General features: G+C 53.4%; 12 protein-coding genes. 8 read left to right on the top strand and 4 right to left on the bottom strand.

Going from position 1 to position 11,999, the window contains the following annotated elements; translation table 11 throughout:
- Window positions 1–29: 29 nt before the first annotated feature.
- A complete protein-coding gene (fhuF, locus tag ACWWFX_RS20335) occupies window positions 30–818 on the top strand; it encodes a siderophore-iron reductase FhuF (protein ID WP_473224637.1) in 789 nt (262 codons plus the stop codon).
- Window positions 819–928: 110 nt separating this feature from the next.
- On the opposite strand, the gene ACWWFX_RS20330 is transcribed toward fhuF, so the two are convergent.
- Window positions 929–2,272 (bottom strand): PTS sugar transporter subunit IIC, encoded by a 1,344-nt coding sequence (locus tag ACWWFX_RS20330; RefSeq protein ID WP_231825470.1) that lies wholly within the window; start codon window positions 2,270–2,272, stop codon window positions 929–931.
- 291 nt (window positions 2,273–2,563) lie between these two features.
- Between ACWWFX_RS20330 and ACWWFX_RS20325 the strand changes: the two genes are divergently transcribed.
- Entirely contained in the window at window positions 2,564–3,022 is a 459-nt protein-coding gene (locus tag ACWWFX_RS20325) for a YbaK/EbsC family protein (protein WP_276221830.1), read from the top strand.
- Window positions 3,023–3,063: 41 nt separating this feature from the next.
- On the opposite strand, the gene bglJ is transcribed toward ACWWFX_RS20325, so the two are convergent.
- The 3 genes from bglJ to pobA all read right to left on the bottom strand — a co-directional run bounded on the left by bglJ (window position 3,064) and on the right by pobA (window position 5,972).
- On the bottom strand, window positions 3,064–3,744 hold the full coding sequence (gene bglJ, locus ACWWFX_RS20320) for a DNA-binding transcriptional activator BglJ (protein WP_473224636.1): 681 nt from the start codon (window positions 3,742–3,744) through the stop codon (window positions 3,064–3,066).
- Window positions 3,708–4,427: a helix-turn-helix transcriptional regulator gene (locus ACWWFX_RS20315; protein WP_276221826.1), complete on the bottom strand. Its 720-nt coding sequence runs from the start codon at window positions 4,425–4,427 to the stop codon at window positions 3,708–3,710. The genes bglJ and ACWWFX_RS20315 overlap by 37 nt, the downstream gene beginning before the upstream one ends.
- A 354-nt stretch (window positions 4,428–4,781) precedes the next feature.
- Window positions 4,782–5,972, bottom strand: coding sequence for a 4-hydroxybenzoate 3-monooxygenase (pobA, locus tag ACWWFX_RS20310; RefSeq protein ID WP_456147074.1), 1,191 nt, complete (start codon window positions 5,970–5,972; stop codon window positions 4,782–4,784).
- A gap of 277 nt (window positions 5,973–6,249) precedes the next feature.
- On the opposite strand from pobA, the gene ACWWFX_RS20305 reads away from it, so the two are divergent.
- The 6 genes from ACWWFX_RS20305 (at window position 6,250) to opgB (ending at window position 11,988) form a co-directional block, all read left to right on the top strand.
- Window positions 6,250–7,032 carry a threonine/serine exporter family protein gene (locus tag ACWWFX_RS20305; protein ID WP_456147073.1) on the top strand — a complete coding sequence of 261 codons (783 nt, stop codon included), beginning with the start codon at window positions 6,250–6,252 and terminating at the stop codon, window positions 7,030–7,032.
- Window positions 7,023–7,496 (top strand): threonine/serine exporter, encoded by a 474-nt coding sequence (locus ACWWFX_RS20300; protein ID WP_276221821.1) that lies wholly within the window; start codon window positions 7,023–7,025, stop codon window positions 7,494–7,496. Before ACWWFX_RS20305 ends, ACWWFX_RS20300 begins: the two co-directional genes overlap by 10 nt.
- Before the next feature lie 124 nt (window positions 7,497–7,620).
- Window positions 7,621–8,160: a primosomal protein DnaT gene (dnaT, locus tag ACWWFX_RS20295; protein ID WP_015966045.1), complete on the top strand. Its 540-nt coding sequence runs from the start codon at window positions 7,621–7,623 to the stop codon at window positions 8,158–8,160.
- Between the two features lie 2 nt (window positions 8,161–8,162).
- The gene (gene dnaC, locus ACWWFX_RS20290; RefSeq protein WP_276221818.1) at window positions 8,163–8,900 is read left to right on the top strand and encodes a DNA replication protein DnaC; all 738 of its coding nucleotides are present in this window, start codon (window positions 8,163–8,165) and stop codon (window positions 8,898–8,900) included.
- 71 nt (window positions 8,901–8,971) lie between these two features.
- Entirely contained in the window at window positions 8,972–9,463 is a 492-nt protein-coding gene (locus tag ACWWFX_RS20285) for a YjjA family protein (protein WP_276221817.1), read from the top strand.
- 233 nt (window positions 9,464–9,696) lie between these two features.
- Window positions 9,697–11,988 (top strand): phosphatidylglycerol--membrane-oligosaccharide glycerophosphotransferase, encoded by a 2,292-nt coding sequence (opgB, locus tag ACWWFX_RS20280; protein ID WP_473224635.1) that lies wholly within the window; start codon window positions 9,697–9,699, stop codon window positions 11,986–11,988.
- The last annotated feature ends 11 nt before the right edge of the window (window positions 11,989–11,999 follow it).

Raw genomic sequence — 11,999 nt, 5'->3', positions numbered from 1 at the left:
ATCATTTAGATTTGTATCCAGCGAATTCTATGGCCTACCGTTCCGCACCGATTGCAGAGGATATTATCTGGCGCGCGCCGCTTCCAACACGTGAGCGACCGCTGGCTGAGTCTGTGCGCGACAAAATCGCCGAACAGCGCCCGCATATGCTGGAGTGCTTCAAACTTGATGAGCCTCATCCTGCGCAAGCCAAAACCCTGGCGGAGTGGATGCGGCCCTCAGAGCTCAGTTCGTTGCTGGCGCTCTATTCCGATCACATCTACCGTAACCAGCCAACCATGACGCGGGAGAATAAACCGCTGATCTCGTTGTGGGCGCAATGGTATATCGGCCTGATGGTGCCGCCGCTGATGCTGGCGCTGCTGACAGAAGACGCCGCGCTTGACCTCTCACCGGAGCATTTTCACGTTGAATTTCATGAAACGGGCCGTGCCGCCTGCTTCTGGGTCGATGTGCAGGAAGATGCGTGTGCCAGCCAGGTTTCGGCGTCATATCGCATGGAAATGCTGATAAAACAGGCGTTGATCCCGGTTGTTGAGGCCCTGGAAGCCACGGGTGACATTAACGGGAAGCTTATCTGGAGCAACACCGGTTATCTGATTAACTGGTATCTGGGTGAGATGAAAACCGTGCTGGGCGAAGAGCAGGTTAATAGCCTGCGCCAACAATTCTTCTTTGCGAAAACCCTTTCCTACGGCCAGGACAACCCGCTGTGGCGCACCGTTGTGCCGCGCGAGGGGGTGCTGGTTCGCCGTACCTGTTGTCAGCGTTACCGCCTGCCGGATGTGCAGCAATGCGGTGACTGCACGCTCAAATAGTTAGATCGAGCAATGCCCGATGCGCAAGCTTATCGGGCCTACAAAATATAGAATATCATCGGTAGGCCGGGTAAGCGCAGCGCCACCCGGCAACAATCCCGACTCAACCGTTACGCAACCTGCTGGCTCTCTTCAGCCGCACGCTGCGCTTCTTCTTCTTCCTGCGCCAGCAGCTGCTTCTCATACACCTTGAAGAACGGGTAGTAGATGATGGCGGATACGCAGGCCAGCAGCACCACCAGAATCGCCGCGCGGAAATCCCAGCCTAACGCCCATGCCCCGCCAATCGGTGCCGGAGCCGTCCACGGAACAACCGAGATCACGCGGCCAATGAGGTCCAGTTTCATTGCCGCCCAGGCCAGTACAGCGTTAACCATTGGCGCTAACAGGAACGGAATAAAGAACACCGGGTTCATCACGATTGGCGTACCGAAAATCACCGGTTCGTTGATGTTAAACAGGCTCGGCACCACGCTCAGACGGCCAATAGAACGCAGGTGCGCTGAACGGCTACGCAGGTAGCAGAACACCAGCCCCATGGTCGCCCCCGAGCCACCGATGACAATGAAGAAGGTCCAGAACGCTTCCATAAAGATATGTGGTAGCGGCGCACTCTGCGCCAGCGCAGTTTGGTTCAGGCCAAGGTTGGTCAGCCAGAACATTTGCAGCATCCCGGAGACAATCGCCGCCCCGTGAATGCCCGCAAACCACAGCAGGTGACCAATCAGCACGGCGAGCAGAATCGCCGGCAGGGAATCCGCCGCCGATACCAGCGGTTTAAACAGCGACATAATCGCCTGCGGGATCAGCATACCAAACTGGCTCTGAATCAGCAGGCTTAGCGGATAGAGCGTCAGCACCACCACCAGCACCGGAATCAGCAGGTCAAATGAGTTTTTGATCATCGGCGGCACCTGATCCGGCAGGCGGATACCGATGTTGTGCGCTTTCAAAAAGCGCATCAGCTCAACGCAGTAAATGGCCACCAGAATGGCGGTGAAAATCCCGGTTCCGCCGAGGCTATCAACCGGTAGCGTGCCGTTGCTTTTCGGCGCAGCCACCAGCAGGAACGCCATAATAGACAACATGGCGCACATAAATGGATCAAGCTGGTGGGATTTTTCGTAATGTTTGCCAAGGTTATAAGAAATCGCCGCACAGATGTAGATGGACATAATGCCCATGGTCATATCAAACGGTGTCAGAATACGACCTTCAAACTCTTTCGCTAAATCTAACCACGCGCGGGCAAAGCCCCAGGTGGTGTCCGGCGAAAATGGCGGATAGGCGAAGACCAGTAAGAACGAGCCGACAATCATAAACGGCATCGCAGAGATAAAGCCGTCACGGATTGCCATCACGTGACGTTGCGAGGAAATACGCCCGGCAACGGGGCTGACGTAGTTTTCCACGAACCGGAAAATTAAATTAAACGCAGTGTGACCAGCAGACATAGCAGCCCTCCTGACAGGCTTGAGACGTAAGCACAGCAACAACGATTTTGCCGCTATACAAACGCGTGTTACGCGACACGTCGTACAGGGCTTTTATTATTGGGTACAGCGTAAATGACACTCACAGTTTTAATCTCCTCTCAACGGAACTGCAACCGGTTACTGTAACCGGTTGCAGTGATTGTGAAGGAGATCCAGAAAACGCGGTTTTATCCGATTCCCTTAAGGCAAATATTTACAGGATTCGAGGCTTGTGACAGATTGAACGCCACAATTTTTCAGGAGAGTCCAATGAGCCTGCAATCTGTGCGGCAATTCTTCGCCGAACACGCCCCCGATATTGAGATTATCGAATCAGGGCAAAGTACCGCTACCGTCGCCCTTGCCGCCGAGGCCCACCAGGTTGAACCCGGCCAGATAGCTAAAACGCTGTCACTGAAAGTTAAAGAGCAGGTCATTCTGATCGTGGCAAAAGGCGACGCCCGCCTGGATAACAAAAAGCTGAAAACAACCTTTGGCGCGAAAGCTCGCATGTTGAGTAGCGATGAAGTGGTGACGTTGACCGGCCACCCGGTTGGCGGCGTCTGCCCGTTTGGCCTGGAAAACCCACTTGCCGTCTATTGTGATGTCTCTTTACAGCAGTATGCGGAAGTACTGCCCGCCGCCGGGGCTACGCACAGCGCAGTGCGGATATCCCCCGAACGCATGGCGCAGCTGACCAACGCGACCTGGGTTGATGTGTGTTTGTAAGCCTCACAGGCCGGAGCTGATGTATCCGCTCCGGTTTTCAGCTACAAAAAATAGGGCAGGTCGCCGGATAAGCCTTCCCGATCGGGCAATGACATCAGTAAATCCGCCGCGCTCAGCAACCCGATATCAGAATTGACGCCCAGTTTCGCCATGGCGTTAAATTTATGTGCGCGAATGGTTTTAATATTCCGCTCAAGCCGCGCGGCGATATCCGTTAAGGAATAACCGCAGGTCATGTAACGTAAAATGGCCCGCTCGGTCGGGCTTAAAAAACGGTGATGTACGGTGATATCACTTTCATCTTGCGCGGGCTGCTGCGTACCGCCGCTGCGCAAAAGTTCGAGGATCGTGTTCTTCAGCCGGGTGAGCGATTCCGCTTTGCTCACCACGCCGTTCAACAGCGTTGGTGAAAGTTGCTTAATCAGTTCCACTTCTTGCCGATCGCCAGCCAGGATGATGCGAATAATGTCTGACCTGCTGTTCGCAATTTCATCCTGAATCAGCAGGCTCTCGAGACGTAGTTCACGCGTACCTGACAAACAGCAAATCACCGCAAAATAGTCGTCGCTCAGCATCGATTCTCTTAACGCATCGGCGGAACGGAAAAAATGAAATACATAGGGGCTTCTGGAAGACGCGGCTAACAAATGACGCAGGCCGACTTCCGCCATCACGCAGGGTTCGACTATAGCGACATGCTGCTTTCCGTGATGTTTTTCCATTCTGCCGGTTCTCCATATGCTGAGTAGAGATTGAGTTCCTTCATTCCCTGAGTGCTGTTGATCCACGCGTACATTTCAGCGTTGCTGCGCAATGACAAACGACGCATCGCGCTGTTCTTCTGCGCACTGATCGTTTTATTGCTCTTTTTCAACAGCGTGGCGATTTGATTAATGCCCCATCCCTTCGCCAGCAGACGTAAAACCTTACGTTCCGACAGCGTCAGCATCACCATTTTTTCATTTTCAGCATGAAAATCGTTGTAGTCCGGCGCCAATAACTTTTGACTAATGCGTTCCGCAGAAACACCGCCCTGACGAATCGCCATCACCACACGTTCAACAGGCTCGGAGTCAGACAGCAGAGTGCTTTCCGGACGCATCAAAAATTCAATGGCAAGGGAATAGTGAGGGCGACTAACGAGGAAAACCCAATGAATATCACGGTATTGCGACAGTAAAGCGTAAAATTGCTGGCACACATTGCGCGGCTGGTGAATATCGCCAGAGAGATCGACCAGCACCAGGTCAGCCCGACGCAGTTGGAGCAGCGTAAGCTCTTCCAGAGAGTGACAAACGTTCAGCTCATAATCGGGGAAATGCGCGGTCATGAGCGCATTCAACCCGGATTGCATCACCGGTATTTTACTGATAATGACGCCGAACTTGCAGTATCCTTGTAACATAAAACCTCCGCATCCAATCGACGATCCTTTTTTATGCTCACCCATGCGGATGATTTGTTAAAAAATGGACCTGTTCTTCCTTGTTCCAGAAATACCTTTTCTTGCCCTAATAAATTAAATCAAATTGCTATAATTAAATATGAGGCGTCACGGCAAAAGGTTAACCGATATAATATGTCACATTGTTTATAAAATGGTAATCTAAATGCAATTAGAAAAAATGAATAAACGCGTAAGCTATAATTAAAACATTAATTAATTGTATGGTTTATTTGAGTGTTATTTAATTTTTGAATTTATTAAATATGCAGGCGCGCCCCTCACCCTTAATGGATAAAAGTGAGAGGCAACCATTTACAACGACTCGACCGCCTCATACGGCAGCCCAACGTAGTTCTCCGCAATCGTCGTCAGGCCAGCGCGTGAGCCCAGATAATACTGACGATCCGCTTCCTGCATCTTTTTATCGAATTCACTCTTATCCTGGAAATCGTGCAGCAGGTGAGTCATAAACCAGCTAAACCGTTCCCCTTTCCAGACACGATTAAGCGCCAGCTGCGAGTAACGATCCAGCAGGTCAGCCCGTCCGTGTTGATAATACTGGCACAGGATACGCCACAGATAATTGACGTCCGACGCCGCCAGATTTAACCCTTTCGCGCCCGTTGGCGGCACGATGTGCGCCGCATCGCCCACCAGGAACAGGCGGCCATACTGCATCGGTTCCACCACGTAGCTGCGCAGTGGGGCGATGCTCTTTTCAAGTGAGTGACCAGTCACTAACTTCTGGCTCAGATCTTCTGGCAGGCGACGCTTCAACTCTTGCCAGAAGCGTTCGTCAGACCACTGCTCAACTTTTTCCGTTAGCGGTACCTGTAAATAGTAGCGACTACGAGTTAGTGAGCGCTGACTACAAAGAACGAACCCGCGTTCGTGATGGGCGTAAATCAGCTCCGGATTCACCGGCGGCGTATCGGCCAGCATCCCTAACCAGCCGAACGGCCAGACACTTTCGTATTCCCGCAAAATTTCGCGCGGAATGGTTTGCCGCGAAACGCCGTGAAAGCCATCGCATCCGGCGACAAAATCGCAGGTAACGCGGCAGGTTTCACCGCCTTTGGTAAAGGTGACTGTTGGGCTGTCACTTTTGATGTCATCGATACGCACATCGCTCACACCATAAATAGCAGGCGCGCCGCTGGACTGCCGGGCCTCCATCAGGTCACGCGTCACTTCAGTTTGCCCGTAAACCATCACGCTCTTGCCGCCAGTCAGTTCACTCAGTGGCACCGGAATGCGTTTGCCGTTAAACAAAAACTCCACGCCATGATGCACCAGCCCTTCCGCATCCATCCGCTTCGCCACGCCCGCTTCACGCAGCAGACCAACCGTGCCGCTTTCCAGAATCCCGGCCCGGATACGCCCTAACACGTAGTCCGGCGTCTGACGCTCCAGAATCAAAGTCTGAATGCCCGCGTTATGCAGCAACTGCCCCAATAGCAGCCCTGAAGGTCCCGCGCCGATAATCACCACTTGTGTCTTCATAGGGTCGCCTCACGTTGAATAGGTTAATTATTTGTTTATTTTATGTTTGCATAAAGTTTATTCATGCATTTTTGATAAGGGGGCGTGGGAAAAGAAGAGCAAAACCTGTTCAAAAGCTGCACTTTTCGACAATTTTCAGAAAGTGTGGCGGGCATCAAATTATGAGCAACCACAAAACACTGACACCTTTTTGCACATTATTTGATCCGACACGGACTCTCATCACTGGCGCTTCGGGTAAAAGTAAGCCATCAGGCAGTTGTACCGAGGATGCAGGATGACCACGGAAATAGATCACGATACCCAGCGAGGCATAACGCGGCTCTGTATTCAGTGCGGCCTTTTTCTGCTTCAGCACGGCGCGGAAAGCGCGCTGGTTGATGAGCTGGCCTCACGCTTGGGGCGCGCGCTGGGAATGGACAGCGTCGAAATAGCCATTTCACCGAATGCCATTGTTTTATCAACAATTAAAGACGGAAAATGCATTACCTCGACGCGTAAAAATGCCGATCGCGGCATCAACATGCACGTCGTCACGGAGATCCAGCACATCGTCATCATGGCAGAGCACAAACTGCTGGATGCGCGCGATGTCGCCAAACGCTTCACGCAAATCAAGCCGCTGCGCTATCCGCGCTGGCTCGTGGTGATGATGGTCGGCCTCTCGTGCGCCTGTTTCTGCAAACTCAACAACGGCGGCTGGGATGGCGCATTCGTCACGCTCTGCGCCAGTACTATCGCGATGTATATTCGCCAGATCCTCACTCACCGCGCGATGCACCCGCAAATCAATTTCTGTATCACCGCCTTCGCCGCGACGACCGTCTCTGGCCTGCTGTTGCGCGCGCCTGCGTTCAGCCAAACCTCCACCGTGGCGATGGCGGCCAGCGTGCTGCTACTGGTACCGGGTTTCCCACTCATTAACGCCGTGGCCGACATGTTTAAAGGCCACATCAATACCGGGCTGGCGCGCTGGGCCATTGCCAGCCTGCTGACGCTCGCCACCTGCGTAGGCGTGGTGATGGCCATGACCGTTTGGGGGCTGCGCGGATGGGTATAATCGATTTTTTGCTGGCACTGGTTCAGGACATTATTCTCTCGTCCATTCCGGCGGTGGGTTTTGCGATGGTGTTCAACGTACCGCACCGGGCGCTGCCGTGGTGCGCACTATTGGGCGCGATCGGCCACGGCTCGCGTTTTGTGATGATGACTGCCGGGTTTAACATTGAGTGGGCGACGTTCCTCGCCGCGATTCTGGTCGGCAGCATCGGCATTCGCTGGTCGCGCTGGTACCTGGCGCACCCGAAGATCTTTACCGTCGCCGCCGTCATCCCCATGTTCCCTGGTATATCAGCCTATACCGCCATGATTTCGGCGGTAAAAATCAGCCACTTAGGCTACACCGAAGAGATGATGATTGCGCTCATCAGCAACTTTCTTAAGGCCTCATCGATTGTCGGCGCGCTCTCTATCGGTTTGTCGATTCCAGGCCTGTGGCTGTATCGTAAACGCCCGCGTGTCTAATCCTCTACGCGACGGCAGCCGGGATTAAGGCTGCCGTCCCTTTCATGCTCTGTGCTACTATATGCACATTAACCTGCGGGGTCCCCGCAGCCTTCCTGTTGTTTTTCTGTATTGAGATAGTGTTATGTCTTCTCGTATTTTGACGCCGAACGTGATTGGTATTGACGCTTTTGTCGCCGATCCTGCTGCCATTCTTGCTAAAACAGAAGGTGGCGCACTGGCCGTATTTGCTAACAATGCGCCCGCGTTCTACGCCATCACGCCGGAACGGCTGGCACAATTGTTAGCGCTGGAAGAAAAACTCGCCCGTCCGGGCAGCGATGTGGCGCTGGATACGCAGTTCTTTGAAGAGCCTGCGCCCATGCCTGTCGCCGTGCCGATGGGCAAATTTGCCATGTATGCAGGCTGGCAACCGGATGCCGAATTTTTGCGGCTTTCCGCGTTGTGGGGTATTGCCCTCAGCGAGCCGGTCACCCCAGAGGAACTGGCTTCATTTGTCGCTTACTGGCAGGCAGAAGGGAAAGTGTTCCATCACGTGCAGTGGCAGCAAAAACTGGCGCGTAGCGTGCAAATGGGCCGCGCGAGCAATAACGGCCAGCCGAAGCGCGACCTGAACAGCGTATCCGAACCCGATAATCATATTCCCCCTGGTTTCAGAGGATGAGCATGAAAAACGTTGGCGATTTAATGAAACGCCTGCAAAAGATGATGCCGGCGAACGTCAAGCCCGCCTTCACCACCGGTGAAGAGCTGCTGGCCTGGCAAAAAGAGCAGGGAAAAATCCGCGCCGCTGCGCTGGAGCGGGAAAACCGCGCCATGAAAATGCAGCGCACATTTAACCGCTCGGGCATTCGCCCGCTGCACCAGAACTGCTCGTTCGACAATTATCGTGTGGAAAACGAAGGCCAAATGAACGCGCTGTCAAAAGCGCGTCAGTACGTGGAAGAGTTCGATGGCAACATTGCCAGTTTTATCTTCTCCGGCAAGCCTGGTACCGGGAAAAACCATCTGGCGGCGGCCATCTGCAATGAACTGCTCCTCCGCGGGAAATCGGTGCTGATCATCACCGTTGCCGACATTATGTCGGCTATGAAGGATACCTTCAGCAATCGCGAAACCAGCGAAGAGCAACTGCTGAACGATCTCAGCCAGGTCGACCTGCTGGTGATCGACGAAATCGGAGTGCAAACGGAGTCGCGCTACGAGAAAGTGATCATCAACCAGATTGTCGATCGTCGCTCTTCTTCCAAGCGCCCTACCGGTATGCTCACCAACAGTAATATGGATGAGATGAATAAATTGCTGGGAGAACGCGTGATGGACCGTATGCGCCTCGGCAACAGCCTGTGGGTCATCTTTAACTGGGACAGCTATCGCAGCCGGGTCACCGGCAAAGAGTATTGAGATAAATCTTAGTGCCTACCGGGAGTATACTGGCGGCCTAATACATTCATTGCATGAATAGAGTGCTTCTCATGAAAACGACCAAATCCCTGTTATGTGGCGCAATCCTTGCGGGCGCCTTCTTCGCAACGGCGGCCAACGCCAATTCTCTGACCGATACCCTGAGCAGTGCAGCCAGCCAGTTAGGCGGACAGAGCAGCAGCCAGCAGAGCGGCACATCGCTCTCTTCATTAACCAGCCTGCTGAATGGCGGTTCGCAGTCTCTGAGCTCGAGCACCATGAATAACGCGGCGGGCATTATGGGTTACTGCGCAAAAGAGAAAATCACCTCTGTTGCCAACGTCGATAACATCAAATCTCAGGTGCTGGATAAACTGGGTCTGGACACTGCCGCTGAGCAGAAAAAAGACACCAGCTATATGGACGGCATCCAGGGCCTGCTGAATGCAAAAGATGGCCAGCAGCTGAATCTTGAAAGCCTGGGCAATACCGATCTGGGTAAAAAAGTGAAAGCCAAAGCCTGCGATCTGGTGCTGAAACAGGGTGTGAACTTCCTCTCCTGATCCCGCTGAGCGTGCGGATGGGCGCCCATTCGTTTATCCGCACGCTGCAACATCCGTGTTACCCCTCATGCACAAAAGTTCCCTTCTTCGACGATAAAATCGGCTATTTATAAACCAATTCTGAACAACAGCACACTTTGATGACGCTAGAATTGCAGCTATACGACGGCATGATTACATTATGCTGTTCAATAAATGTCTGGCCAGAAAACTGGCGCTGTTGAGGATACGTAGTGTCAGAGTTGCTCTCCCTTGCTCTTTTTCTTGCCTCCGTGGCGATTTACGCCCTGAAGGCAGGCCGCAATACGTGGTGGTTCGCCGCTACGCTGATTGTTTTGGGATTTTTTGTCGTACTCAACATTACGCTCTATGCCAGCGACTATTTCACCGGCGACGGCATCAATGACGCTGTACTTTACACGCTCACCAACAGCCTGACCGGCGCAGGGGTTAGCAAGTACATCCTGCCAGGTATCGGCCTGGTGTTTGGGCTGGTTGCTGTATTCGGCACGCTCGGCTGGCTGTTGCGTCGCCGCCGTCATCATCCGCATCATTTTGGTTACAGCCTGCTGGCGCTGGTGCTGGCAGTGGGTTCCGTCGATGCCAGCCCGGCGTTTCGCCAGATTAGCGAACTGGTAAAATCCCAGTCGCGCGATGGCGATCCTGATTTTTCTATTTATTACAAAGAGCCGGCCAAAAGCATTCCACAGCCAAAGCTGAACCTCGTCTACATCTACGGTGAAAGCCTGGAGCGCACCTATTTTGATAACGAGGCGTTTCCGGATCTCGCACCGGAGCTTGGCGCGCTGAAAGATAACAGCATCGATTTCAGCCACACCATGCAGCTGCCGGGCACCGACTACACCATTGCCGGGATGGTCGCTTCACAATGCGGCATTCCGCTGTTCGCACCGTTTGAAGGCAACGCTTCCGCGTCACTCTCCAGCTTCTTTCCGCAGAATATCTGCCTTGGCGATATCCTGAAAAACTCCGGTTATGAAAACTATTTCGTGCAGGGCGCGAACCTGCGCTTCGCAGGGAAAGATGTCTTCCTGAAGTCGCACGGTTTCGACAACCTCTATGGCTCCGAAGAGCTGAAAGCCACCGTTGATGACCCAAACTACCGCAACGATTGGGGCTTCTACGATGACACGGTGCTGGACGAAGCGTGGAAAAAATTCGAAACGCTCTCTAAAGAGGGCAAGCGTTTCTCGCTGTTTACGCTGACCGTCGACACGCATCACCCGGATGGTTTTATCTCGCGCAGTTGCTCGCGTAAAAGCTATGAAATTGGCGGCAAAGCCAATCAATCCTTCAGCGCCGTAAGCTGTAGTCAGCAGAATATTGCGGAATTCATTAACAGAATCAAAGCCTCGCCGTACTTTAAAAACACGGTGATCGTGGTGTCCTCCGATCATCTGGCGATGAAAAATACCGCCTGGGATTCCCTCAATAAGCAGGATCGCAACAACCTGTTCTTCGTCCTGCGCGGCGACCAGCCTCAGCAGGAAGTGATGGCGCAAAAGCGTAACACCATGGATAACGGCGCAACGGTGCTCGATATTCTGGGCGGTGATAACTTCATCGGCCTGGGGCGCAGCAGCCTCTCGGGCGAATCGCTGTCGACCATTTTCCTCAATATGAAAGAGAAAGTGCTGGCGTGGAAACCCGACATCATCCGCCTGTGGAATTTCCCGAAAGAGATGAAAGATTTCACCATCGATTCGCAGAAAAACATGATTGCCTTCTCTGGCAGCCATTTCCGCCTGCCGCTGCTGCTGCGCGTGTCGGAAAAACGCGTCGAACCGCTGCCGGAAAGCGAATACTCCGCGCCACTGCGCTACCAGTTAGCTGATTTTGCCCCACGCGATAACTTCGTCTGGATTGACCGCTGCTACAAAATGGGCCAGCTTTGGGCGCCAGAATTCGCGCTCTCCACCGACTGGTGCGTCTCGCAGGGGCAGCTCGGCGGAGAACAAAAAGTACAGCACGTCGATAAAGCGCAGTGGAAAGGCAAAACGGCATTCAAAGACACGGTAATCGACATGACACGCTACAACGGTAACGTCGACACTCTGAAAGTGGTGGATAACGATATTCGCTACAAAGCCGACAGTTTCATTTTCAATGTCGCCGGTGCGCCGGAAGAGGTGAAGCAGTTTAGCGGCATTTCGCGTCCGGAAGGCTGGGGGCGCTGGTCCAACGCACAGTTGGGCAACGAAGTGAAAATTGAGTATCAGCATCCGCTGCCGAAGAAATTTGATTTGGTGATCACCGCGAAAGCGTTTGGTCAGAATGCCGATAAACCGATTCCCGTGCGCGTTGGCAATAGCGAGCAAACGCTGACGCTTGGGCACGATGTGACCACCACTACGCTGCACTTCGATAACCCGACGCAGGCCAGCACGCTGGTGATTGTCCCACCAGCGCCTGAGTCTACGAACGAAGGGAATATTCTCGGCCACTCCCCACGTCAGCTGGGGATTGGGATGGTGGAGATTAAGGTGGTTGAGGCGCAAGGGTAGCGCCTCAACCC

Source organism: Pseudocitrobacter sp. 2023LY-00077 (genome assembly GCF_055796175.1).
Note: the sequence above shows the minus strand (reverse complement) of the source record. Positions and strands in the feature narration are given on the sequence as shown.